The organism is Mesorhizobium sp. CU3 (assembly GCF_006442965.1).
GTDB lineage: Bacteria > Pseudomonadota > Alphaproteobacteria > Rhizobiales > Rhizobiaceae > Mesorhizobium.
Genome location: NZ_VFWX01000002.1, coordinates 190,871 through 213,441, shown reverse-complemented (window position 1 = coordinate 213,441; position 22,571 = coordinate 190,871). Strand labels below are relative to the sequence as shown.

Below are 22,571 nucleotides of genomic sequence, written 5' to 3'. Positions count from 1 at the left end.
GATCCATCCTTATTGCAACGATGGGGGTGGCATATGTTTACGTCCAATATTGGTCGGATGCGCTTCTTCCTTTACTCGCTTGGCTTGTCTTTTGCCGAGGGTGTGGTGATCGTTGCCTGTATTGTCGGCACGATCGGTTTCGAAGGTTTGATCAACTCAGCGCCTGGTCCGTCGCGTCAAGGCATGGCTGGCGCCGTCCTGGTATTCTCGCTCATCTTCGTTGCATTGCGCGGCAACATTGCCTGGCGCCGTAGCCGTGACGCCAACGGCAAGCGCTGGATCGTGTGGGGGTACATTGTTCTGTCCGGCTTCTTCGCGCTGCTGCAGGCCGGCACGCTGCTGGTCATAAATTTCGGCGATCCGGAGAGCGTGCCCGGCGGCCTCAATTTGCTTGGCCTGTCAATATTCGGCCTGTGGTGCACGATCCTGTGGGCGAAGCCGGTCGTCGGCAGCGATGTCGACGACCTGATCTCGACCTTCGATTTCGACGGTCCGATGCCGGCGTCGTCCGGTTCCAGCCGTGTGGCCGCCAGCGCTGCCGCCGCGACCCCGCGCGGCACAGCCTCCGCACCGCGTGTGCCGCCGGCGCCGCAGCCCTTCGGCCGGCCGCGGCCGGCCGGTTTCGGCAAGCGTGGACTCTGAGCAAGGCGAGACTGCGCAAAAGCTGCTGGCGTTTGCCTCTTCAAGACCAAGATCGTTCGAGATAGAAGCGCGGGTGGCCAGTTGATGGCCCGCCGTCTTCTCGTGAGCGCATGACAATGAACGATCGATCAAGCCAACGCCCGATCCTGATGTTCGATTCCGGCGTCGGCGGGCTGACAGTGCTGCGCGAGGCGCGCGTGCTGATGCCGGACCGCCGCTTCATCTATGTCGCCGACGACGCGGCGTTTCCTTACGGCGCCTGGGAAGAGCCCGCGCTCAACGCCCACATATTGGGCCTGTTCGGCCAATTGCTCGAGCGTTTCCAGCCGGCGATCTCGGTCATCGCCTGCAACACTGCCTCGACCCTGGTGATCGATGCGCTACGCGAAAAATTCCCCGATCATCCCTTCGTCGGCACCGTGCCGGCAATCAAGCCGGCAGCCGAACGCACGCGCTCCGGGTTGGTTTCCGTGCTAGCGACGCCGGGCACGGTGAAGCGGCAATACACGCGCGACCTGATCAGCAAATGGGCGCAGAAATGTCATGTGCGTCTGGTCGGCAGCGACCGGCTGGCCGGGTTGTCAGAAACCTACATGCGCGAGGGCTTTGTCGACGAAGAGGCCGTGCGCGCCGAGATCGCGCCATGCTTCATCGAGCGTGACGGCAACCGCACCGACATCGTCGTGCTTGCCTGCACGCATTATCCGTTCCTCGCCAACCGCATGCGCAAGACGGCGCCCTGGCCGGTCGACTGGATCGATCCGGCTGAAGCGATCGCGCGGCGCGCCATGTCGCTGCTCAAGCCTCTCGGCGAACCTTCAGGCGAGAATGAGCCCGACATCGCCGTCTTCACCTCAGGCAAAGCAGACTTCGCCGTCAGGCGCCTGATCCAGGGCTTTGGTCTGGCTGTGAGATAGTCAACCTGCCGCCGCAGGTTCGAACACGACGCTGCGCCGATCCGGATCGGCCGCGACCAGCTTAAGCGTCAGCGCGTCGCCTTGGCTAAGCCCGGAGGCCTTCACATTGGCGACGACAGCCATGTCGGCAAGCTGAACCCGCACGCCGTGATCGGTGATGTCGGTGACGACGGCCTTGAACGTCTGGCCCTCGCGCCCTTGCAGCATCACCGCCTCGGCAAGATCGATGGCCGCGTGGTTGATCTGCGAGGCGCGGGCACCCGAACGCCCCATCACCTTCGGCAACCTCGCGAAGGCGTCGGTGACGGCTTGCGGCACGGGCTGACCATTGGCGATGGCCAGCGCGCAGCGCACGACATAGCGGTCGGCGAGCCGCCTGAGTGGCGCGGTGGCATGGGCATAGGTCGCCGCCATCGCCTCATGCCAGGGGACCACGCCTTCCTGATAGGGCTGATAGGAGGCGCCGTTGCCGGCGCGGCGGATTTCCAGCATCAATGCCGCCTGTTTCGGATCGGCCGGGTCAAGCGTGCGCTGATAGTCGCGCAAGCCGATGGCGGCCGGCCAGGGCAGGCCGAGCGCCTGCGCCGCGTTGCGCAGCCTCTGCACTTGAGAGGCGTCAGGCCCCGACATCACCCGGAACAAGCCGGTTTTGTGCGCCAGCATGGCGTCGGCGATCGCCATATTGGCGGCGAGCGAAAGCGCCGCGTTGTCCTGCTCGGATTCGAGCAGCGGCCTGAACGAAAGCCGGAAGCTGCCGTCGGCCAGCTTTTCCACTTCCTGTTCGGGCGGATCGACGCGCGAAGCGCCGCGCCGCTCTTCGTTGGCCGCCATGCGCTGGGACAGTTCGGCGAAGCCGGCCGGAAGGTCGGAGGGCTGCACGCTGTCATAAGCGAGCTTGGCGCGGCTTTTGATGATCGCTCGTTCAGCGCCGTCCAATTTCACCGCGCCGTCCTCGGCGACCCGGACGGTGAAGACGATCGCCGGGCGCGGGCCGTCGGGCAGCAGGCTTGCCGCGCCCTCGGCAATGACCGGCGGGTAGAGCCCAGCCTTGCCGTCGGGCAGATAAAGCGTCTCGCCCCGGTTCCAGGCCTCTTGATCGACGGCGCCGCCGTCCTCGGCGAACCAGGCCACGTCGGCAATGGCATAATGCAGCAGAAGATCGCTGCCGCTCGCCTCGATCGAGAACGCCTGGTCGAGATCTGTGGAACTTGCCGGATCGAGCGTGACGAAGGGCATCGCTGTGCGGTGGGCATGCTGGTCGGGCACGCGCCTGGCCGCCGCCTCGGCCGTAGCCATGACGTTGGGCGGAAATCCGTCTGGCACATGGAACTCGGTGCGGATCTTCGCGAGGCCGGCGGCAAGCGCTTGTGAGGGATCGGTCAGCGATTTCATGCTGTCCGTCCTACACTGGGGTTTAGGAGACGGAAAGGTCGGTTTGCCGGGAGGCAACAGCGCCGGAACTGCCCGCGCCGCGCCGCGTTCTCTCCTGACAGCAAGGAGGAACCGCCATGCCTGCCACATCGCAAGCCCAGCAGAAAGCCGCCGGCGCGGCACTCTCCGCCAAGCGCGGCGAGACCAGAAAAAGCAAACTCAAGGGCGCCTCGCGCGAAATGTATGACTCGATGAGCGAAAAGCAGCTCGAGGAATTCGCCGAGACCAAGCGCAAGGGGCTGCCGGCTAAGGGGTCTTAGGCTGCGATGCCGCAGTCAGCCGAAGCTTGACAGCGGTCAAGTCTGCGTTTAACAGGCCCACCAACACCGGGTGGCGACGCCCGGTGGTTTCTTTTGACGTGTCCCGTGGGTTTTCCGTCGCTTTGCGTGGGAAACCCTGTCAGGTCTCGAAAACGGAGGCCAGAGGAGGGCGCGTTTCCTTCACCCGGAGCCGTGGGGTTCCGGGTATATTGTTTTGAAAGGGAATGCGATGAGCAAGCGCGAATCCGCGAAATACAAGATCGACCGCCGTCTCGGCGAAAACATCTGGGGCCGCCCGAAGTCCCCGGTCAACAAGCGTGAGTACGGCCCCGGCCAGCACGGCCAGCGCCGCAAGGGTAAGCTTTCCGACTTCGGCCTGCAGCTGCGCGCCAAGCAGAAGCTGAAGGGTCACTATGGCGACGTTTCGGAAAAGCAGTTCCGCAAAGTCTATGAAGAGGCCAATCGCCGCAAGGGCGACACCTCCGAGAACCTGATCGGTCTGCTCGAGTCGCGTCTCGACGCGGTCGTCTACCGCGCCAAGTTCGTTCCGACCATCTTCGCCGCCCGCCAGTTCGTCAACCACGGCCACGTCAACGTCAACGGCAAGCGCGTCAACATCGGCTCGTACCGCTGCAAGCCGGGCGACGTCGTCGAAGTGCGCGAGAAGTCGAAGCAGCTCGTCATCGTGCTGGAGTCGGTTGCTCTCGCCGAGCGCGACGTGCCGGACTATATCGAAGCCGACCACAACAAGATGGTTGCGACCTTCGCCCGCGTTCCCGGCCTGTCGGACGTTCCGTTCGCCGTGCAGATGGAACCGAACCTGGTCGTCGAATTCTATTCGCGCTGATCGAACCCGATCAGCCGCAATATCAAAGGCCGCCCATCGAGGCGGCCTTTTCTTTGTTAGCCTAGTCCGTTAAGCCGGGCGGCAACGAGATCCGTGGGGCATCAGCGCCATGAATATGCTTCCAGACGTCAAAACCCTCGAGCCGACCGGCGAGGATGCCGAAGGCGGCTTCCATCCGCTGTTCCGCGACGTGCCGTCCTCGGTCGAGTTCAACAAGCTGCGCAAGCGGCTGCTCAGGCTGACGCGCCAGGCGATCGAGGATTTCGCCATGGTCAAGCCCGGTGAACGTTGGCTGGTGGCGCTGTCCGGCGGCAAGGATTCCTACGGCCTGCTGGCGCTTTTGCTAGACCTCAAATGGCGCGGGCTGCTCCCGGTCGAGCTGCTCGCCTGCAATCTCGACCAGGGCCAGCCGAATTTTCCGAAACACATCCTGCCGGACTATCTCAACGCCAACGGCATAGCGCACCGCATCGAATACCAGGACACCTATTCGGTGGTGACCGACAAGCTGCCGGAAGGCAGCACCTATTGCTCGCTGTGCTCGCGGCTGCGCCGCGGCCATCTCTATCGTATCGCGCGGGAAGAGGGGTGCTCGGCGCTGGTGCTTGGCCATCACCGCGAGGATATCCTCGAAACCTTCTTCATGAACCTGTTCCATGGCGGGCGTCTCGCCGCCATGCCGCCCAAGCTTCTCAATGACGAAGGCGACGTCGTGGTGCTGCGGCCGCTTGCCTATTGCGCGGAAGCGGATCTCGAAAAATTCGCCAACGCGATGAAATTCCCGATCATTCCGTGCGATCTGTGCGGCAGCCAGGAAGGGCTGCAGCGCAATGCCATGAAGGCGATGCTCGACGATATCGAGAAGCGCATGCCGGGCCGCAAGGACACGATGATCCGCGCCATGACCAATGTGCGGCCTTCGCATCTCATGGACAGGAAACTCTTCGACTTCGCCGCGCTCGGCGCCAGCCCAGGACAAGACACATCAGATGACATTTGACGACCGTTCGATCGATTGGCTGGCCGAGCTTCTCGCCGATGCCGCCAGGGCAGAAATCATGCCGCGCTTCCGCCGGCTGGGCGAGGGCGATGTCCGCCAGAAGACATCGGCCGCCGACCTGGTGACCGAGGCGGATGTGAACGCCGAGCGGCTGATCACCGCCCGGTTGCGCGAACGCTATCCGAGCGCCATGATTGTCGGTGAAGAAGCTTGCTCGGACAATCCGGCGCTGCTTTCCGGCCTTGGCGATGCCAAGCTTGCCTTCGTCATCGATCCGGTCGACGGCACCTTCAATTTTGCTTCCGGTTTGCCGTTGTTCGGCGTCATGCTGGCGGTGGTCGTCAACGGCGAGACGGTTGCCGGCATCATTCACGATCCCGTCGGCAAGGATTGGCTGATCGGCGCCAAGGGCGCGGGCAGCCATATACGCCATGCGCATGGCGCGCTGGAGAAGGTGCGCGTCGCGGCGCCTGTGCCGCTCTCGCAGATGACGGGCGCGGTCTCCTGGCAGTTTCTCGAGGAGCCGGAGCGTTCGAAGCTTGCCCGCAACCAGACCAAGGCGCTGTCGCAATTCGCCTATCGCTGCGCGGCGTATGAATATCGGCTTCTGGCCAGCGGCCATGCGCATTTCGTCCTCTACAACAAGCTGATGCCCTGGGATCACCTCGCCGGCGCGCTGATCCATCAGGAAGCGGGCGGTTACGCCGCGCGCGTCGATGGCAGTACCTATCTGCCGTCGCATGTCGATGGTGGCCTGCTGGTGGCGCCGAACAGAGAAAGCTGGGAAGAGTTGCGCCGCGAGCTCTGGGCCGACTGAACCCTGTGCCGGCTCCAGCCGCCGTCAAGCCAGCAGTCTAATGAAGGTCGGTAATGTGCCCTGAAACAGGGGCATTCTGCGGCTGGAACATCCTGCCGCGCTCGGCAATCAGGATCATCAACAGCGCCGCGACCGAGACGCTGCAGAAGCCGGCCGCCAAAGGCGTGACCGTGCCATTATAGGCTTGCCCGATCGCCGCGCCGATAAGGGCGCCAAGAAAAGTCTGCATGAAACCGAGAATGGATGCCGCCGTGCCGGCAAGCTCGCCAAGCGGCTCCATGGCCAAAGCGTTGAAATTCGCGCCCAGCCCGCCGAAAGGCAGCATCGCGCTGGCGAAGAACGTCACGAACAGCCAGAGCGGCATCTGCATTTCAAGCGAGACGACCAGCCAGGCAAGGCTGATACACAGGAAGATAAGCAGCGCGCCTTGCGACAGGCGGCGCATACCGATCTGCCCGACCAGTCGCGAATTGAGAAAGTTCGAGAAGGCAAGCACGCCGGCGACACCGGCAAAGATCAGCGGGAACAATTCGCCGACATGGAAGATGTCGATGTAGATCTGCTGTGCCGAGCTGATGAAGCCGAACATGGCGGCGAAGATGAAGGTGCTGGCGAAGGCATAGCAAAGCGTAACCCTATTGGTCAGCACGATGCGGAAGCCGCCGATGACCGAGCTGACCGTAAGCGGTCGGCGATACTCCGCATGCAACGTCTCCGGCAGGCGCAGCAGCGACCATGCGGAAACAATCAGTGCCCCCACCGCCATGGTGACAAAGATCCAGTGCCAGCTTGCGAAGAGCATGACGAACTGGCCGATGCCGGGCGCGATGACGGGAATGGCCATGAAGACCATGAAGATCAGCGACATTACCTCGGCCATGCGGCGTCCATCGAAGGTATCGCGCACGATCGAAACGGCGATGACGCGGGTAGCGGCGGCGCCGATGCCCTGTATGAGGCGCCAGGTCAGCAACAGGGCGAAACTTGGAGCTATGGCGGCGGCGGCCGCAGCCACGACATAGACGACGAGGCCGAAGACCAGTGGCGCGCGCCGCCCGTAGCGATCCGAGACGGGCCCGAAGAGAAGCTGCCCGCCGCCGAAGCCGAGCATATAGGCTGTGATGACATATTGGCGGTGGTTTTCGCTTTCGACGCCGAGCGAGGCGCCGATCTGCTGCAGCGCCGGCAGCATGATGTCGATGGCCAGAGAATTGAGCGCCATAAGCGCCGCGCAGAGCGCAATGAATTCCCAGCGCGGAATGGGCAAGCGTGTTGCCGATTGCTGCGCTATTGCCTGCTTGTCCACCGCAAAATCCAATTCTTCAAACGAACATGCGCCGGAGTGCCGGCGCATCAATTCGTCTCGTTCTCATAGCCGAGAACTACAATGGCGAGGTGGGGCAGCCCCGCAAATAGCGCTTGCCGGCCGGTCGCCGGCGCGATCAGGCAGCGCCTTTGACGCTGACGCCCTTTTCGACCAGGAAGTCCTGCAATTCGCCGGCCTGGAACATTTCGCGCACGATGTCGCAACCGCCGACGAACTCGCCCTTGACGTAGAGCTGCGGGATGGTCGGCCAGTTGGAATAGTCCTTGATGCCCTGGCGCAGTTCGGCGGAGTCAAGCACGTTCACGCCTTTGTAGTCGGCCCCGATATAGTCGAGGATCTGCACCACCTGGCCGGAGAAGCCGCATTGCGGGAAGCCGGGCGTGCCCTTCATGAAGAGCACGACGTCGTTGCTCTTCACTTCGTTGTCGATGTAGTCGTTGATGCCGGTCATGGACGATCCTTTCACGCCTGTGGGAGTCAGGCTCGAAGCATATCCATCAAATAAACCCAGAGATGGGCCGAAACAAGACGTTAGCCGCGACGCGACCTCGATGGCGCAAGGGATGAGCCGTTTTGGGCTAAGCCTTGAGTGGCGATACGCTCAGTCGGGAATGCTGGTCTGCAGGGCCAGCGCATGCAGCACGCCGCCCATATTGCCCTTCAGCGCGTTGTAGACCATCTGGTGCTGCTGCACGCGGCTTTTGCCGCGAAAGCTCTCCGCAACGACCTCGGCCGCGTAATGGTCGCCGTCGCCGGCGAGATCGCGGATCGTCACCTTGGCGTCCGGAATGCCTTCCTTGATCAGTTTTTCGATGTCGTGGGCATCCATTGCCATGGCGGAATCCTGTTTTCTAAGCGGCGGCTAGGCGGACCTATGTACTGTGACTCGCGAGCCTAAAGCCTTTCCTGTGCGGATTGAAGCCTAGAGCGTTTCACCGTTTCACGGAAACGGCGAACCGCTCTATGTCCTTGTTTTTTACGCAATTCCGGACGGAAGACCGCTCACACTTTTCCTGGAATTGCTCTAAGGCTCGTCCTGCCCGGAATGAACCACGCCGTCTTCGGTGATGTCGTCGCGGGTCGAGAATGCGCGGCCGAGGCTGAAGGTCAGTATGTAAAGCGGGATGTTGATCAGCAGGCCGACGATCGGAAGATAGCCGGTCATCCGCCAGGCCGACGAGAAGAAGGGCTGGCCATAGCCGTCGCAGACCAGGGACGAGCCATAATCCCAAACCGCTCCGATGATCGCGGCGACGATGAAAAGCTTGATTGAGGTCGCGACATGCCGTGCCCGCGCCGGCTCCGGCGAGAGCCGATCCCACAGCACCAGGCATGCGATCGGAACCGCGTAGAGCAGGGTCTGCAGGACAATTATCGGCAGCGCCGCGTTGGCCGCTGCCAGGAACTCTGCGCGGGTTTCCAGCCGCGGGCACATCTCGCTCGAGGTGGTCGACAACAGGAGAAAGGCGAACGGTCCGAGGAACCAGAAGAAGAACAGCGACGGCCAGAAGACGACAGCGATCAGCGCCTTGGCAGCCACTTTGTTCAACTGGCCTGATCCATGAAGCGCGGGAACCAGCCTTCATGCGCCGCGGTCAAGTCGCTGACCGCGATCGCGCGGGCATCGCCGAGCTTCAGCGCGCTGCCGCCGGTGGTGCCGATCCATGGCGCGAAGATGCCGAGCTTCTCCTGTTCCTTGCGGATCTTGTCCCATTCGCTGCTTTGCGGGTCGATCGACAAGGTCAACACATAGCGGCCCTGATCCTCGCCGAACCAGACCGGAATCGGGTCGGTGCCGGTGAGCCCGGGGATGGTGGCGCCGATGCCCGACGCCATTGCCATTTCGGCGAGTGCCACGGCGAGGCCGCCGTCGGAGACGTCATGCGCCGACGTGACGATGCCGGAAGCGATCAGCGCACGCACATGGTCGCCGACGCGCTTCTCATGTGCGAGGTCGACCGGCGGCGGCGGGCCGTCGGCGCGGCCGTGGATGTCGCGCATATAGACGGATTGGCCAAGATGGCTGCCCCAGGTCGCCGGCGCGCCGACCAGCACGATCATCTGGCCTTCGGCGGCAAAGCCGATCCTGGCCATCTTCGACCAGTCGGCGATCAGCCCGACGCCGCCGATGGTCGGCGTCGGCAGGATGCCGCGGCCATTGGTTTCGTTGTAGAGAGAGACATTGCCGGAAACGATCGGGAAGCCGAGCGCGCGGCAGGCATCGCCGATGCCTTTCACCGCGCCGACGAACTGGCCCATGATCTCGGGCCGCTCGGGATTGCCGAAATTGAGGTTGTCGGTGGCGGCAAGGGGCAGGGCGCCGGTGGCGGTCAGGTTGCGCCAGCATTCGGCGACAGCCTGCTTGCCGCCTTCGTAAGGGTCGGCCTCGCAATAGCGCGGCGTGACGTCGGAGGAGAAAGCGAGCGCCTTGGTCGCGTGGCCTTCGACGCGCACGACGCCGGCATCGCCGCCGGGAAGTTGCAGCGAATTGCCCTGGATCAGCGTGTCATATTGTTCCCAAACCCAGCGGCGCGAGGAGAGGTCCGGACCGCCGAGCATCTTGAGCAGCGCGTCGGCGACATCGGCCCTGGGCGCATCGTTCGCGGCCAGCGGCGCCGGCTTCTTCGCCTCGACCCAGGGACGGTCATATTCCGGCGCCTGGTCGCCGAGATCCTTGATCGGCAGATTGGCGACCTCGTCGCCCTGGTGGATGACGCGGAAGCGCAGATCGTCGGTGGTTTTGCCGACGATGGCGAAGTCGAGCCCCCATTTGCGGAAGATCGCCTCGGCCTCTTGCTCCTTCTCGGGGCGCAGCACCATCAGCATGCGCTCCTGGCTTTCCGACAGCATCATCTCATAGGCGCTCATGCGCTCCTCGCGCACCGGCACCTTGTCGAGATCGAGTTCGATGCCGAGGTCGCCCTTGGCGCCCATCTCGACGGCCGAGCAGGTGAGGCCGGCCGCGCCCATATCCTGGATGGCGATGACTGCGCCCGACGCCATCAGTTCGAGGCAGGCCTCCAGCAGGCATTTTTCGGTGAAGGGGTCGCCGACCTGCACGGTCGGGCGCTTCTCGTCGATCTTGTCGTCGAATTCGGCCGAGGCCATGGTGGCGCCGCCGACGCCGTCGCGGCCGGTCTTGGCGCCGAGATAGACGACCGGCAGGCCGACACCCTTGGCCTCAGACAGGAAGATGCCATCGGTTTTGGCGAGGCCGGCCGCGAAGGCGTTGACCAGGATGTTGCCATTGTAGCGGGCGTCGAAATTGACCTCGCCGCCGACGGTCGGCACGCCGAAGGAATTGCCGTAGCCGCCGACGCCCGAAACCACGCCGGCGACCAGATGCCGGGTCTTGGGATGGTCCGGCGCGCCGAAGCGCAGCGCGTTCATCGCCGCGACCGGCCGCGCGCCCATGGTGAAGACGTCGCGCAGGATGCCGCCGACGCCGGTCGCCGCGCCCTGGTAGGGCTCGATGTAGGAGGGATGGTTGTGGCTCTCCATCTTGAAGACGACGCAGTCGCCGTCGCCGATGTCGACCACGCCGGCGTTCTCGCCCGGGCCCTGGATGACCTGCGGGCCGGTCGTCGGCAGCGTGCGCAGCCATTTCTTCGAAGACTTATACGAGCAGTGCTCGTTCCACATCGCCGAGAAGATGCCAAGCTCGGTGAAGCTCGGCTCGCGTCCGACCAGATCGAGGATGCGCTGGTATTCGTCGGGCTTCAGCCCATGCGCGGCAATCAGTTCCGGGGTGATCGGCACGGAATTGGAAATGGTCATGAGCGGCGATTTTTGTCCGTGGGAGAGGGGGATTTTCTGAGTCCTCCTCTTATCGCAAGCTTTTCGCGCGATACACCCCATCGGATGACGAAAATGCCGGAAAACTGCCGCATCGGCGCATTTCCCCGGCAATGCGATCGGGGCAGCGAATTCAGGAAAAACTGTCGTAGCCGGCGCGGCCTTCGTCGAGCAGGCGGCGGATGACGGCGACGCCGCCAGCGACATCGTTGCTCTGGCGCGGCTGCGAGATGCCGAAGCGGACGCTGTGGAAGACCTGCTCGGAACGGCCGGCCTTGAACTCGTCCTCGTCGTCGATGAGCACGCCATGCTCCAGGCAGGCCTTCTTGAAGGTGCCGGAGAGCCACGGATCCGGCAAGGTCAGCCAGACGAAGGGGACATTGTCGCGCGACCTGAGGTCGAACCCGGCCAGCGTCTCGCGCACGAGGGCAAGGCGCAGCCGGATATCGGCGATACAGCGCTTGCGGATGTCGCTTGCCTGGCCGGACAGCACCAGCCTGGTGCCGAGCTCCGCCAAAAGGAAAGGCAGGCCGCCGGTCATCATCTTATGGGCGACGCGGATGCGATGGCGATAGGCAGGCGGGCAGGAAAGCCAGCCGCCGCGCACGCCCGCCGCGACCGATTTCGACAGGCCGCCGGCGACGATCGTGCGCTCGGGCGCGTATTCGGCAAGCAGCGGCGTCGGGTCGTCGGTCAATTCGCCGTAGAGATCGTCCTCGATCAGCGCGACATTGTATTCGCGCGCGATCCGCGCGATCGCCTGCCGCCGTTCGGCCGGCATGGTCACCAAGGTCGGGTTCTTCGCTGTCGGCATCAGGAACATCATCCTGGGATGCTTCTGCGCGCAGACGCGCTCGAAATCCTCCGGGTCGATGCCTTGTTCGTCGCTGGCGACCAGCGCGATGCGGCGCCCGATCAGCCCCGCGCTGCGCGCGATCTGCGAATAGGTGAGGTGCTCGAAGAGCACGTAGTCGCCGGGCATGGTCAGCGCCGCGATCGCCGCCATGACCGCGGCATGCGTACCGATCGTGGGAACGATCGAATCGGGCGAGGGGCGGAAGGAGTTGCGCGCCAGCCATCGGCTGCCGGCCTCGTACCAGCGTTCGGGGAAATCGCGCGTGTAGCTTGAAATGTCGTGCGGGTGTTCCTGCGCCGTGCGCGCCAGGATGTCGGCGATCACCGCGCCCTGGCCGACATCGGGCGCGGCGGTGCTGTCGAAGCGCAGCTTGCCGCTCGGCGCGTCGATCGGGCGCGTGCCTTGCAAGCTTGGCTCGACGTCGGGTTTCGGCGCCTCGGCGTGTTGGGCAAGCACATAGGTGCCGCGTCCGACTTCACCGCTGACCAGCCCACGCTCGCGCAGCAGCTGATAGGCGCGGCCGACCGTGCCGACCGTCGTGCCGATGTCATAGGCGAGGTCGCGCTGCGGCGGCAGTTTGGCGCCCGCATCGATGACGCCCTTGTCGATATCTGACTCAATGCTGTCAGCAAGCCGCTGATAGAGAGGACCGGCGCCGGCGGAGAGATCAGGGAGCCAATTTGTCATGGTGACAATTTTCTATATTGCAACGCGCGATGAGTCAATTCATATCGAGCCGGAAATTGAAAGGGTACAATCGAAACAAGGCGCAATGACAATGGATACAATTGAGACAATTCGCTATGCCGACCCGACAGCAAGGGCCTCGACGCCGCTTCGCGGCGGTTTCGTGAACCGTCTCGTCGTCGTGCTCGGTTCTGTTGCCAGCCAGATCGACGCGATGCTGGAGCGTCGCCGCAGCCGCCTGGCCTTGCTGGAGATGACCGACGAGCAGCTCAAGGACATCGGCGTCTCGCGTTGCGATGCGCACCGCGAAGGCATCAGGCCGATGTGGGAGCGGTCACTTCCGTAGCCGTGCGACGCCGTGGTCGACAAGCACGGCGAGCACGCTCAGTCCGACAAACAGCGCGGTGACGGCCAGCGACGCCAAGGCGACGCTGGCCGCACCATTCTTGGCGACATCGAGGAACGGGTAGGGCACTTCGCCGGCGAAAGGCGCGCGGATCAACACATAGGCGAGATAGGCGAGCGGGTAGATCATCCACCAGGAGATGTCGCGCCAGCGTGTCGTGCCATCCGCGCCGGCGATCAGCCACCACAGCACGAAGATCAGCGGCGTCACATAGTGAAGCAAGACATCGCAAAGCAGGAACAGGCCCTGCGGCTGCCACAGGCCCGACAGCACCGTCGCATAGACGATGAAGACCAAAGTGATGGCGACGGCGACACCGGCGCGCATACGCTTGCCGGCGAAGGCCGGAAACCAGGCATAGCCGCTCGGCGATATCAGCGCAGCATGCACCAGAACAGCGGCGATGTTGGTCAGGATGGTGAAGAAGCTGAACAGAAAGACGATCGAGCCAAGCAAGCTTCGCCCGGCCGCGATCGACGCCGGAATGCTTATGGCGAATTGCAGGACAAGCGCGATCAGCCCAATGACCAGTCCCGCGATCTGCAGGAACCGGCCCATGGCAATCTCACGCCGCGGCCGTGCAGGACGGATTGCCGGCCTGCCAGCGGGCTATGTCGGAACCGATGCGGGCGCCCAGCGGATCGTTCATCAGCGGCCCGAACACGTCTACGCGGCTGGAATTGCCCTGCGCCTGCACGACCAGCAGCGGCTTGCCGCCATAGTGCTTGGCCGGCACCAGCAGGAAGCGCGGCGTGCCGCTGAAGGAATTCAGCTCATTGGCCATCTGATAGGACTTGAAGGCCGGATCCTTGCTGGCGATCCAGCATTTGTGCGCGGCGATCGCGACCTGTTCCATGGCAAGCAGCGAGGCGCTTTTGCCGGACGGGACCGGCGTTGTCTTGGGGCTGGACTGGCAGGAAACCAAGGCAAACCCCGCAACGGCCAGAAGAGCAGGGCGAGCAATCGTCGGTCTCATGGTCGGTCCGCCCCCGCGTTCTGGGATTTTCAAAGGATCAGGCAGCAACGCCGAGCGCGCTTTCGAACAGCGCCCGGCCGTCATTGCCGCCATGCGCTGCCTCGATCAGGTTCTCCGGATGCGGCATCAGGCCAAGCACATTGCCCTTGTCGTTGACGATGCCGGCAATGTCGTTGATCGAGCCGTTGGGATTGGTGCCTTCGGCATAGCGGAACACCACCTGGCCTTCGCCCTCGAGGCGGGCGAGGGTTTCGGCATCGGCGAAGTAATTGCCGTCATGATGCGCCACCGGCGAGCGGATGATCTGCCCCGGCTGGTAGCGGCGGGTGAACATGGTGTTGGCGTTGGCGATCTCGAGCTTCACCTGCCGGCAGACGAATTTCAGCGATGAATTGCGCATCAGGGCGCCGGGCAGCAGGCCGGCCTCGACCAGGATCTGGAAGCCGTTGCAGACGCCGATGACGGTGACGCCCTTGGCCGCTTTCTCCGCGACCGCCCGCATTACCGGCATGCGCGCCGCGATCGCGCCGCAACGCAGATAGTCGCCGAAGGAGAAGCCGCCCGGAATCGCGATCAGGTCGACATCGGGGATCTCGGTGTCGGTCTGCCAGACCGTTGCCGGCGCTTGGCCGGAAATCTTGGTCAGCGCCGCGATCATGTCGCGGTCGCGGTTGAGGCCCGGCAGAAGGACGACGGCTGATTTCATTGTCAGGCTATCTCCACCGCGTAGTTCTCAATCACCGTGTTCGCCAGAAGCTTGTCGCACATGGCCGTGAGCTCGGCTTCGGCCTTGGCTTTGTCGGTTGCCGTCAGCTCGATGTCGAAGACCTTGCCCTGGCGCACCTGGCCGACGCCGTCGAAGCCAAGCCCGGACAGCGCATGCTCGATCGCCTTGCCCTGCGGATCGAGAACGCCGTTCTTGAGGGTCACGGTGATACGGGCTTTCATCGATACTCCTGAGTGTCGGTCGTTAGGAAAGGGCCTGCCTATGCCGGCAGGCCCATGTCGGCAAATTAGTGCTTGAGGCCCTTGGGCGGCTCGGAAGAGGCGACGAGCACCGGGCCGGTCGGGCGCGGCGGCTCGTTCTCGTTGATGATGCCGAGACGGCGGGCAACTTCCTGATAGGCCTCGACCAGGCCGCCCATGTCGCGGCGGAAACGGTCCTTGTCGAGCTTGTCCTGGGTGGCGACGTCCCACAGCCGGCAGGAATCCGGCGAAATCTCGTCGGCGACGACGATGCGCATCATGTCGCCCTCGAACAGGCGGCCGCACTCGATCTTGAAATCGACGAGCTGGATGCCGACGCCCATGAACAGGCCGGAGAGGAAATCGTTGACGCGGATGGCCAGGGCCATGATGTCGTCGATTTCCTGCGGGCTTGCCCAGCCGAAGGCGGTGATGTGCTCTTCCGACACCATCGGGTCGTCCAGCGCATCGGCCTTGTAGTAGAATTCGATGATCGAGCGCGGCAGCATCGTGCCTTCCTCGATGCCGAGGCGCTTGGCCAGCGAGCCGGCGGCGACGTTGCGCACGACGACTTCGAGCGGGATGATCTCGACTTCCTTGATCAGCTGCTCGCGCATGTTGAGCCGGCGGATGAAATGGGTCGGAATGCCCATGCGATTCAAATGGTTGAAGATGTGCTCGGAGATGCGGTTGTTGAGCACGCCCTTGCCATCGACCACTTCATGTTTCTTCTTGTTGAAGGCGGTGGCGTCATCCTTGAAGAACTGGATCAGCGTCCCCGGCTCCGGCCCTTCATAGAGGATCTTGGCCTTGCCTTCGTAAATGCGGCGGCGATTTTTCATCTGATTTTTTCTCTGGGTCTGCGGGCAGGCGGCAAGTGACCGATTTCCTGTCCGTCTGCCTAAATTAGTATGGCGACGGGAGCGTTCAATGCCGGTGTTATCGCAATCGCCCTGTTTGCTCAATCGGCAAATCCGGCGAATCAACCGCTTTCGGGACCGAAATGCCGCAGTGCAGCATGCGACGAAGCATATTGACCGGCTCGCGGCCTTTTGATTTGTGCTTGCCCACCACACATATTCCAAGCCAAGCGAATCGGATCTCACCGGAGGACGTCATGAACAGCATGAAAGACCGCGAAGAGGGTTTTGAGCGCAAATTCGCCTTCGATGAGGAACTCCGCTTCAAAGCCTCGGCACGCCGCAACAAGGCGCTCGGTCTGTGGGCAGCCGAAAAGCTCGGCAAATCTGGCGCCGATGCCGAGGCCTATGCCAAGGAAGTGGTGGTTTCCGATATCGAGGAAGCCGGCGACCATGACGTCTTCCGCAAGATCCGCAAGGATTTCGACGCCGCGGGCGTCAACCAGTCCGATCATCAGATCCGCCGCACCATGGACGAGCTGATGGCGCAGGCGATCGAGCAGATCAAGAACACCTGACCCGGTCGAAGCAGGGTCCCGCAAAAGTGTCTTGCGTTTGTGGCACCCGTAGCGAAAGAATGACTGGACCAATCGACCGCCCGGCCAACCCGGGCGGTTTTTCTTTGCCTTTGGCCCCGTTTCCGGCTGAAACTCCATTGGAGCGACGTGCGTCCATTTGGACGCACAAAGTACGCTCCAACGCTTTGAGTTGGCGCATCGTGCTTTCCGAAAATCGATCCCGATTTTCGGGCCGATGCGCTCGTTAACAAGGAAAGTTCCGATGTCGCTGAAATCCCGCCTGGCCGCCGATGAAACGCTCTTCACCGCCTGGTCCGGCGTACCGGATGCGCTGACGGTGGAGATCATCGCCAAGCAGGGTTTCGATGCCGTCACCCTCGACATGCAGCATGGCGGCCATCACGAGGACAGCGTGCTGCGCGGTCTTGTGCCGGTACTTGCCGCCAACAAGCCGGCGCTGGTACGCATTCCGGTCGGCCGCTTCGACATGGCCAGCCGCGCTCTCGATTTCGGCGCCGAGGCGGTGATCGCGCCGATGGTGAACTCGGTAGCCGATGCCAGGCTCTTCGCCGCCGCGATGAAATATCCGCCGATGGGCGAGCGCTCCTGGGGGCCGACCTACGCTTTTCCGCGCCACGGCAAGGGCGACCACGCCGAATGGCTGCGCGACACCAACCAGCGCACCATGGCCTTCGCGATGGTCGAGACGCGCGCGGCCTTCGAGGCGCTGGACGGTATCCTCGACACGCCCGGCATCGACGGCATCTTCGTCGGTCCGTCGGACTTCTCGATCGCCTGGTCGAACGGCGCGACCATCAATTCGACGCTGGAAAGCATGATGGAAACGGTGGCGTCGATCGCCGAGCGGACGCGCAAGGCCGGCAAGCATGCTGCGACCTATGTCATCGAGCCGGCGGTCGCCGGGCGCATGGTGGCGATGGGTTACCGGCTGCTGGCCATGGGCTCGGACCACACGCTGATCTCGCTCGGGGCCAAGACGCTTTTGAAGAGCATGCGGGATTCCATAGAGCCCGCGAGAGCTGGCTAAAGCGCGTCGCGTTGAAACGGAGTCAGGCGACGCGCTTTAGGTCCTTGTTTTTACGCATGTCGTTCTCCCAAAACCGATATCACTTTTGGGCGACATGCATTAGGGATCAGTCGTTATCTACCGGTGTCTGCTTGCTCGACGGCAACTAACCTTCCGCCGCTTCTCAGCTTGGCCACTACCATATCGAGCAGTTCGACCCACCTTTTGTTGAACGCGACAAGCGGCAATGCCGTTGCGATGGATGCCAACATCGCAACGATTGCGCCGAGCATTGCGGAGCCACTGGCCAAGAATATCCCAGACCCGAGCGAACATATGATCGGTACATGGACGAGATAGAGCGGAAAAGACAGGTCGCCGAGGAAGCGAGCCAGTTTTCCGGTCATCCAAGACGGCGGGGAATCGATAGTCAGCAAGGTGTAAACCAGCATTACGCTGGCAAACGTGGCGACAAGGGTTTGACGCATCAATGGAGATGCGGTGACGAACTCAACAACATCCAGAGGGCGGTATATGCCGACCGCATTTCCGGCGTAGCCGAGCAGAAACAGGGATGTCGCTATGAGTGCAAACCGTACCCATCCTGATGGACGCCAGCTCTGCTCAAGCAGAAGATAGATCGAAATACCGGCAAGAAAGGCAATGAAGGTGTAGTTGGTTCTCGCAGCCAGGCATATAGCCAAGGCAATAATGCACCAGGAGAGGATAGGCGTTCGATCCCTCGCGGAGAAGATGATTGGTGCGAGCGCAAAGATACCCAGACTGCCCCAGAACTCGTACCACATCGTCCACAGGCTGGTGTCGTAGTAGTTGTCGCCGAGAACGAAAGCACGCCAACTGCCCTGCTGCACGGCATCTAGCAGGCTCGCGGATTCTGGCGAAAGCACCTTCGGCGAGTGGGCAAAGTTAGCCAGCCACGGCGAACCGGTCAGCGCGCCTGCTTCCTTGAAGAAATAAAGGTCGAGCTTATAGATCAGACAAGATCCGACCACGGTAACGACCACGGGCCCGGCCAATCGTGGCAAGCGCTTGAGGGCGCCAAGGAGCAAATCGCGTGGATCGCGGCTCCTGTAATAGCGCCGCGTAATCACGAACGAAGATAGGACGAAAAACAGGTAAACCGCCGATTGACCGTTGAAGAGAATGAAGGCGATGCTTGTCTGTAGCGAATTGGCTGGCCCTTCAGCGAAAGTGCCACTTGCCGCGGGAGCAAAGCCCAAGAGACTATGCCAGAACAACACGACGATCGCCGCAGCGCCGCGCACGAATTCGAGCGAATCGTCCTTTTGCACATCACAACCCTTGATCAGCGGAGCAGCCAGATTCATCGGACGGAAGATCTTCGGTAGAGCATACCAAGATATGCTCTCACTGGTTCCCAAAGGCTGAATTGCGCGAGAGCAGTCGCTCGCGGGCTAAAGTTCCGTCAGGAATTTGGCAAAAGTCATCGAACCCTCGGGCCAGGGGCCGAAGCCGGCGTCCTGGTTGAGATGACCGGCTTCCCCGGCGTCGATGAACAGCGATCCCCAGGCGGCGGCGATGTCCTCGGCGACGTCGAAGGCGCAGAACGGATCGTTGCGGCTGGCAATGACGATCGACGGGAAGGGCAATGGATCGCGGGAATAAGGGCCGAAGGTCATCAGATGCTTCGGCCTGATTTCTGGATTGGAAACGTCGGGCGGGGCCACGAAGAAGGCGCCGGCGACCGGCTTCTTGAATTGCGGGATCGCCTGCACCGCCGCGGCGACTCCTAGCGAATGCGCGACGAGCACGACGGGGCGCTCGGCCTCGTTGACGGCGTTGGCGACGTTCGCCGTCCAGTCCTCGCGCACCGGCTTCGACCATTCGGCCTGCTCGACCCGGCGCGCCGTCGACAACTTCGACTGCCAGCGGGTCTGCCAGTGCTCGGGGCCGGAGTTGGTGTAGCCCGGCACGATCAGAATATCTGCGTCTTTGACTTTCATGCCGCCGATGTAGCGAGCGGCCTTGCCGCCTGCAACCCTGCTCGAGTGGCGATCTGGATCACAATCGTGAACAACCTGTTCGATTCTTACTGTCTTGTGTGAACGATCGCGATCGACGATTTCTGGAGGCAACGAAGAACAATTGACCGGCGGCCTGGAGACTCCCTTGGGGAGCAGCGCTGCCCCGATGGAGAATTTGATGAGCGAACTGCCTTTTGCCGCGACCACCCCGGTCAGCGTCTCGCGCGTCGGGTTAAAGGCGCGCGACGCGGAAAACCTTGCTGCCTACTACCGCGCCGTCGTCGGCCTGCAGGAACTGAGCCGCGCCGATGGCGCGATCACGCTCGGCGCCGCCGACCGTCCGCTGTTGGTGCTGGAACAGGATACGGCGGCCAAGCCCGACGATCCGCGCAGCGCCGGGCTTTTCCACACGGCCTTCCTGTTGCCGTCGCGCGCCGATCTCGGCCGCTGGATCAGCCACGCCGCCGCCAACCGGATCGGCATCGAGGGCGCTTCGGACCATCTGGTCAGCGAAGCGCTTTACCTGACCGACCCGGAAGGCAACGGCATCGAGATCTATGCCGACCGCCGCCCGCAGGACTGGAAATGGAATGGCGACCAGATCGCGATGGCAACCGAGCGGCTGAACCTGCCGGGGGTGGTGGCCAGCGTGCCGGCCGGTGACGCCGGCTGGCAGGGCGCCCCGGAAAACACCATTATTGGCCATGTGCACCTGCGCGTCGGCCGGCCGGAGGAAGCCGAAGCGTGGTGGCACGAGCAGTTCGGCTTCGACACGGTGGCGAAGTATGGCGGCCAGGCGGTGTTCCTGTCCTCGGGCGGTTACCACCATCATATCGGCGCCAATGCCTGGCGCAGTTCGGGTGCGGGAAGGCGCGATCCGTCTCGCGCGGGCCTGGCCTGGGTCGAGATGCGCTCGGACAATGTGAAGGCGGAGACTTCGCGGGAAGACCCGTGGGGTACGGTGATCCGGACTGTGCCTGGGAAGGCTTGACACAGCTTCTTTCTCCCCGTTTACGGGGAGAAATGCCCGGCAGGGCAATGAGGGGCAGCGCCCAGTTCTGAGATTGTCTTTTCGGCTGCAGAGCCGATGGGTGGGATGATCACCCACGTCGGCGCCGCCCCTCATCCGCCCTTCGGGCACCTTCTACCCGTGAACGGGGAGAAGGAAAGGTCAGGCTTCGCCAAACACCCGCTTGAAGATCGTGTCGACATGCTTGGTGTGGTAGCCGAGGTCGAATTTCTCGCGCAGCTCGGCTTCCGATAGCGCTGCCGTCACTTCCTTGTCGGCAAGCAGTTCCTCGAGGAAATCGGCGCCGTGCTCCCAGACTTTCATGGCGTTGCGCTGCACCAGGCGGTAGGAATCCTCGCGCGACAAGCCGGCCTGGGTCAGCGCGAGAAGCACACGCTGCGAATGCACGAGGCCGCGGAACTTGTTGAGATTTTTCAACATGTTCTCGGGGTAGACGAGCAGTTTGTCGACGACGCCGGTCAGCCGCGCCAGGGCGAAATCGAGCGTCACCGTCGCATCGGGGCCGATCATGCGCTCGACCGAGGAATGCGAAATGTCGCGCTCGTGCCAGAGCGCCACGTCTTCCATCGCCGGCAGCGCCATCGAGCGCACCATGCGGGCGAGGCCGGTGAGGTTTTCAGTCAGCACCGGGTTGCGCTTGTGCGGCATCGCCGACGAGCCTTTCTGGCCCGGCGAGAAATACTCTTCGGCTTCCAGCACCTCGGTGCGCTGCAGATGGCGGATCTCGACGGCGAGACGCTCGACCGACGAGGCGATGACGCCGAGCGTGGCGAAGAACATGGCATGGCGGTCGCGCGGGATCACTTGCGTCGAAACCGGCTCCGGCTTCAGCCCGAGCTTTGCAGCCACATGCTCTTCGACATAGGGCTCGATGTTGGCGAAGGTGCCGACCGCGCCTGAGATGGCGCACGTCGCAATGTCTTCCCGCGCGTGCACCAGCCGCTCGCGGCAGCGCGAGAATTCGGCATAGGCCTGCGCCAGCTTGACGCCGAAAGTGGTCGGCTCGGCATGGATTCCGTGGCTGCGGCCGATGGTGACGGCGTCCTTGTATTCGAAGGCGCGGCGCTTGAGCGCCGCCAGCAGCGCATCGATGTCGGCAAGCAAGATGTCGCTGGCACGCGTCAGTTGCACGGCAAAGCAGGTGTCGAGCACATCCGACGACGTCATGCCCTGGTGGATGAAGCGGGCATCCGGCCCGACGAACTCGGCCAGATGGGTGAGGAAGGCGATGACGTCATGCTTGGTGACGCGCTCGATCTCATCGATCTTGGCGACGTCGAATTTCGCCGCGCCGCCTTTCTCCCAGATGGTCCGTGCCGCTTCCTTCGGGATGACGCCCAATTCGGCCAGCGCATCGCAGGCATGTGCTTCGATCTCGAACCAGATGCGGAACCGGGTTTCCGGCGACCAGATGGCGACCATGTCCGGCCGGGAATAGCGAGGGATCATATTTTTTTGCGTCCTGCCTGGGAGAAGCGTCGGCCGCGTCCTAACAGAGGCCGGCCCGATGCTCAACGTCGCCGTGCAAACCAGATGCTGGCGGCGATCAGGGCAGCGAAGCCCAGCGGGAAATAGAGCCGCACGCCAAGCACGACGAACTGATAGAGCGCCGTCAATACGGTGAAGGCGAATTCGAAGGCCCAGGTGAGCGTCAGCGCCGGCGCATGCCATTCGGCGTAATAGGAGCGATATTGCAGTGCGAAGAGGCCGCCGGTGAAAGCGAGCGTGGTGCCGAGCAGGCATACGAAAGTGGCGGCAAAAGCGGTTTCCCAGGGGCGGCCGCGCGAGACCAGCCGGGCAAGGGTCAGCCCGACCGGCAAGGCAAGCGCGCCGCCGAGCGCATAAAGCAGGGCGACCAACCGCACCCTGTCGGACGTTTCCCAAGCGTCGAGCGTCAGATTGAGCAAGGCGCTGACGCCCATCGCGATTGCCCAAACCAGCGCGCCGATGATGACCGTTGCCGCTGAGGGCAACGCATCGCGCAAGCGGTCGCTGGCACGCCGGTACGAGGCTGTTTGCGACAGGTCGATCACAGGCAACGGGTCGCGCCGGCTCTCGCCTGGCGTCGGCGGATGGCAGCCATCGTGTTTGTCCGGATATGTCTCATGCGCGTCATGCCTATCACGCCATGATGAACGAGACC

General features: G+C 63.1%; 26 protein-coding genes. 10 read left to right on the top strand and 16 right to left on the bottom strand.

What is annotated here, in order from left to right; translation table 11 throughout:
* The first annotated feature begins 183 nt into the window (after positions 1–183).
* Positions 184–642, top strand: coding sequence for a hypothetical protein (locus tag FJ988_RS04470; protein ID WP_140815556.1), 459 nt, complete (start codon positions 184–186; stop codon positions 640–642).
* Between the two features lie 116 nt (positions 643–758).
* Entirely contained in the window at positions 759–1,559 is an 801-nt protein-coding gene (murI, locus tag FJ988_RS04465; RefSeq protein ID WP_140815555.1) for a glutamate racemase, read from the top strand.
* On the opposite strand, the gene FJ988_RS04460 is transcribed toward murI, so the two are convergent.
* Entirely contained in the window at positions 1,560–2,951 is a 1,392-nt protein-coding gene (locus FJ988_RS04460; protein ID WP_140815554.1) for an RNB domain-containing ribonuclease, read from the bottom strand.
* A gap of 116 nt (positions 2,952–3,067) precedes the next feature.
* Between FJ988_RS04460 and FJ988_RS04455 the strand changes: the two genes are divergently transcribed.
* The 4 genes from FJ988_RS04455 to FJ988_RS04440 all read left to right on the top strand — a co-directional run bounded on the left by FJ988_RS04455 (position 3,068) and on the right by FJ988_RS04440 (position 5,914).
* The gene (locus tag FJ988_RS04455; protein WP_140815553.1) at positions 3,068–3,250 is read left to right on the top strand and encodes a DUF3008 family protein; all 183 of its coding nucleotides are present in this window, start codon (positions 3,068–3,070) and stop codon (positions 3,248–3,250) included.
* Between the two features lie 229 nt (positions 3,251–3,479).
* A complete protein-coding gene (gene rpsD / locus FJ988_RS04450; RefSeq protein ID WP_140815552.1) occupies positions 3,480–4,097 on the top strand; it encodes a 30S ribosomal protein S4 in 618 nt (205 codons plus the stop codon).
* Positions 4,098–4,206: 109 nt separating this feature from the next.
* Positions 4,207–5,097, top strand: a complete 891-nt coding sequence (gene ttcA / locus FJ988_RS04445) for a tRNA 2-thiocytidine(32) synthetase TtcA (protein WP_140815551.1) — start codon at positions 4,207–4,209, stop codon at positions 5,095–5,097.
* Positions 5,087–5,914, top strand: coding sequence for an inositol monophosphatase family protein (locus FJ988_RS04440; protein ID WP_140815550.1), 828 nt, complete (start codon positions 5,087–5,089; stop codon positions 5,912–5,914). Before ttcA ends, FJ988_RS04440 begins: the two co-directional genes overlap by 11 nt.
* Before the next feature lie 37 nt (positions 5,915–5,951).
* On the opposite strand, the gene FJ988_RS04435 is transcribed toward FJ988_RS04440, so the two are convergent.
* The 6 genes from FJ988_RS04435 to FJ988_RS04410 all read right to left on the bottom strand — a co-directional run bounded on the left by FJ988_RS04435 (position 5,952) and on the right by FJ988_RS04410 (position 12,579).
* A complete protein-coding gene (locus FJ988_RS04435) occupies positions 5,952–7,175 on the bottom strand; it encodes a multidrug effflux MFS transporter (protein ID WP_246688443.1) in 1,224 nt (407 codons plus the stop codon).
* Between the two features lie 181 nt (positions 7,176–7,356).
* Positions 7,357–7,692 (bottom strand): Grx4 family monothiol glutaredoxin, encoded by a 336-nt coding sequence (gene grxD / locus FJ988_RS04430; protein ID WP_059185116.1) that lies wholly within the window; start codon positions 7,690–7,692, stop codon positions 7,357–7,359.
* A 150-nt stretch (positions 7,693–7,842) separates the two neighbouring features.
* Positions 7,843–8,076: a BolA/IbaG family iron-sulfur metabolism protein gene (locus FJ988_RS04425; protein WP_112098545.1), complete on the bottom strand. Its 234-nt coding sequence runs from the start codon at positions 8,074–8,076 to the stop codon at positions 7,843–7,845.
* Positions 8,077–8,265: 189 nt separating this feature from the next.
* Complete coding sequence (locus tag FJ988_RS04420; protein WP_140815548.1) at positions 8,266–8,790, bottom strand: hypothetical protein; 525 nt, start codon at positions 8,788–8,790, stop codon at positions 8,266–8,268.
* Positions 8,787–11,018, bottom strand: a complete 2,232-nt coding sequence (gene purL / locus FJ988_RS04415) for a phosphoribosylformylglycinamidine synthase subunit PurL (protein ID WP_140815547.1) — start codon at positions 11,016–11,018, stop codon at positions 8,787–8,789. The genes FJ988_RS04420 and purL overlap by 4 nt, the downstream gene beginning before the upstream one ends.
* A 151-nt stretch (positions 11,019–11,169) precedes the next feature.
* Positions 11,170–12,579 (bottom strand): PLP-dependent aminotransferase family protein, encoded by a 1,410-nt coding sequence (locus tag FJ988_RS04410; RefSeq protein WP_140815546.1) that lies wholly within the window; start codon positions 12,577–12,579, stop codon positions 11,170–11,172.
* On the opposite strand from FJ988_RS04410, the gene FJ988_RS04405 reads away from it, so the two are divergent.
* The gene (locus FJ988_RS04405; RefSeq protein ID WP_407067752.1) at positions 12,578–12,925 is read left to right on the top strand and encodes a DUF1127 domain-containing protein; all 348 of its coding nucleotides are present in this window, start codon (positions 12,578–12,580) and stop codon (positions 12,923–12,925) included. The two genes, FJ988_RS04410 and FJ988_RS04405, sit on opposite strands and share 2 nt — an antisense overlap.
* Here FJ988_RS04405 and FJ988_RS04400 read toward each other — a convergent pair.
* From FJ988_RS04400 to purC, 5 genes are all read right to left on the bottom strand, one after another.
* Entirely contained in the window at positions 12,914–13,543 is a 630-nt protein-coding gene (locus tag FJ988_RS04400) for a Pr6Pr family membrane protein (RefSeq protein ID WP_140815545.1), read from the bottom strand. The genes FJ988_RS04405 and FJ988_RS04400 overlap by 12 nt on opposite strands.
* 7 nt (positions 13,544–13,550) lie before the next feature.
* Positions 13,551–13,961, bottom strand: a complete 411-nt coding sequence (locus FJ988_RS04395) for a hypothetical protein (protein ID WP_140815544.1) — start codon at positions 13,959–13,961, stop codon at positions 13,551–13,553.
* 37 nt (positions 13,962–13,998) lie between these two features.
* Positions 13,999–14,667: a phosphoribosylformylglycinamidine synthase subunit PurQ gene (gene purQ / locus FJ988_RS04390; RefSeq protein ID WP_140815543.1), complete on the bottom strand. Its 669-nt coding sequence runs from the start codon at positions 14,665–14,667 to the stop codon at positions 13,999–14,001.
* Positions 14,668–14,669: 2 nt separating this feature from the next.
* Entirely contained in the window at positions 14,670–14,909 is a 240-nt protein-coding gene (purS, locus tag FJ988_RS04385) for a phosphoribosylformylglycinamidine synthase subunit PurS (RefSeq protein ID WP_140815542.1), read from the bottom strand.
* A 65-nt stretch (positions 14,910–14,974) separates the two neighbouring features.
* Positions 14,975–15,769: a phosphoribosylaminoimidazolesuccinocarboxamide synthase gene (gene purC / locus FJ988_RS04380; protein WP_140815541.1), complete on the bottom strand. Its 795-nt coding sequence runs from the start codon at positions 15,767–15,769 to the stop codon at positions 14,975–14,977.
* A 275-nt stretch (positions 15,770–16,044) separates the two neighbouring features.
* Between purC and FJ988_RS04375 the strand changes: the two genes are divergently transcribed.
* Complete coding sequence (locus tag FJ988_RS04375; protein WP_140815540.1) at positions 16,045–16,365, top strand: DUF1476 domain-containing protein; 321 nt, start codon at positions 16,045–16,047, stop codon at positions 16,363–16,365.
* Between the two features lie 262 nt (positions 16,366–16,627).
* Positions 16,628–17,413, top strand: a complete 786-nt coding sequence (locus tag FJ988_RS04370; protein WP_140815539.1) for an HpcH/HpaI aldolase/citrate lyase family protein — start codon at positions 16,628–16,630, stop codon at positions 17,411–17,413.
* Between the two features lie 113 nt (positions 17,414–17,526).
* Here the strand turns inward: FJ988_RS04370 and FJ988_RS04365 are convergent, their stop codons facing one another.
* Entirely contained in the window at positions 17,527–18,741 is a 1,215-nt protein-coding gene (locus FJ988_RS04365) for an acyltransferase (RefSeq protein WP_140815538.1), read from the bottom strand.
* 87 nt (positions 18,742–18,828) lie between these two features.
* Positions 18,829–19,377 (bottom strand): alpha/beta hydrolase, encoded by a 549-nt coding sequence (locus FJ988_RS04360; protein WP_140815537.1) that lies wholly within the window; start codon positions 19,375–19,377, stop codon positions 18,829–18,831.
* A 199-nt stretch (positions 19,378–19,576) separates the two neighbouring features.
* Between FJ988_RS04360 and FJ988_RS04355 the strand changes: the two genes are divergently transcribed.
* Complete coding sequence (locus tag FJ988_RS04355) at positions 19,577–20,389, top strand: VOC family protein (protein WP_140815536.1); 813 nt, start codon at positions 19,577–19,579, stop codon at positions 20,387–20,389.
* Positions 20,390–20,569: 180 nt separating this feature from the next.
* On the opposite strand, the gene purB is transcribed toward FJ988_RS04355, so the two are convergent.
* Both purB and FJ988_RS04345 read right to left on the bottom strand, forming a co-directional pair.
* Positions 20,570–21,877 (bottom strand): adenylosuccinate lyase, encoded by a 1,308-nt coding sequence (purB, locus tag FJ988_RS04350; RefSeq protein ID WP_140815535.1) that lies wholly within the window; start codon positions 21,875–21,877, stop codon positions 20,570–20,572.
* 62 nt (positions 21,878–21,939) lie between these two features.
* Positions 21,940–22,467 (bottom strand): hypothetical protein, encoded by a 528-nt coding sequence (locus FJ988_RS04345; RefSeq protein ID WP_246688431.1) that lies wholly within the window; start codon positions 22,465–22,467, stop codon positions 21,940–21,942.
* Between the last annotated feature and the right edge of the window lie 104 nt (positions 22,468–22,571).

Coding starts and splice junctions, on each gene's coding strand:
- FJ988_RS04405 (WP_407067752.1), top strand. CDS start 12,578: ATGGTGACAATTTTCTATATTGCAACGCGCGATGAGTCAATTCATATC.
- FJ988_RS04355 (WP_140815536.1), top strand. CDS start 19,577: ATGAGCGAACTGCCTTTTGCCGCGACCACCCCGGTCAGCGTCTCGCGC.
- FJ988_RS04360 (WP_140815537.1), bottom strand. CDS start 19,377: ATGAAAGTCAAAGACGCAGATATTCTGATCGTGCCGGGCTACACCAAC.
- grxD (WP_059185116.1), bottom strand. CDS start 7,692: ATGACCGGCATCAACGACTACATCGACAACGAAGTGAAGAGCAACGAC.
- FJ988_RS04370 (WP_140815539.1), top strand. CDS start 16,628: ATGTCGCTGAAATCCCGCCTGGCCGCCGATGAAACGCTCTTCACCGCC.
- purQ (WP_140815543.1), bottom strand. CDS start 14,667: ATGAAATCAGCCGTCGTCCTTCTGCCGGGCCTCAACCGCGACCGCGAC.
- FJ988_RS04395 (WP_140815544.1), bottom strand. CDS start 13,961: ATGAGACCGACGATTGCTCGCCCTGCTCTTCTGGCCGTTGCGGGGTTT.
- purS (WP_140815542.1), bottom strand. CDS start 14,909: ATGAAAGCCCGTATCACCGTGACCCTCAAGAACGGCGTTCTCGATCCG.
- FJ988_RS04365 (WP_140815538.1), bottom strand. CDS start 18,741: ATGAATCTGGCTGCTCCGCTGATCAAGGGTTGTGATGTGCAAAAGGAC.
- rpsD (WP_140815552.1), top strand. CDS start 3,480: ATGAGCAAGCGCGAATCCGCGAAATACAAGATCGACCGCCGTCTCGGC.
- purB (WP_140815535.1), bottom strand. CDS start 21,877: ATGATCCCTCGCTATTCCCGGCCGGACATGGTCGCCATCTGGTCGCCG.
- FJ988_RS04455 (WP_140815553.1), top strand. CDS start 3,068: ATGCCTGCCACATCGCAAGCCCAGCAGAAAGCCGCCGGCGCGGCACTC.
- FJ988_RS04440 (WP_140815550.1), top strand. CDS start 5,087: ATGACATTTGACGACCGTTCGATCGATTGGCTGGCCGAGCTTCTCGCC.
- FJ988_RS04425 (WP_112098545.1), bottom strand. CDS start 8,076: ATGGCAATGGATGCCCACGACATCGAAAAACTGATCAAGGAAGGCATT.
- murI (WP_140815555.1), top strand. CDS start 759: ATGAACGATCGATCAAGCCAACGCCCGATCCTGATGTTCGATTCCGGC.
- ttcA (WP_140815551.1), top strand. CDS start 4,207: ATGAATATGCTTCCAGACGTCAAAACCCTCGAGCCGACCGGCGAGGAT.
- FJ988_RS04375 (WP_140815540.1), top strand. CDS start 16,045: ATGAACAGCATGAAAGACCGCGAAGAGGGTTTTGAGCGCAAATTCGCC.
- FJ988_RS04400 (WP_140815545.1), bottom strand. CDS start 13,543: ATGGGCCGGTTCCTGCAGATCGCGGGACTGGTCATTGGGCTGATCGCG.
- purL (WP_140815547.1), bottom strand. CDS start 11,018: ATGACCATTTCCAATTCCGTGCCGATCACCCCGGAACTGATTGCCGCG.
- FJ988_RS04410 (WP_140815546.1), bottom strand. CDS start 12,579: ATGACAAATTGGCTCCCTGATCTCTCCGCCGGCGCCGGTCCTCTCTAT.
- FJ988_RS04460 (WP_140815554.1), bottom strand. CDS start 2,951: ATGAAATCGCTGACCGATCCCTCACAAGCGCTTGCCGCCGGCCTCGCG.
- purC (WP_140815541.1), bottom strand. CDS start 15,769: ATGAAAAATCGCCGCCGCATTTACGAAGGCAAGGCCAAGATCCTCTAT.
- FJ988_RS04470 (WP_140815556.1), top strand. CDS start 184: ATGGCTGGCGCCGTCCTGGTATTCTCGCTCATCTTCGTTGCATTGCGC.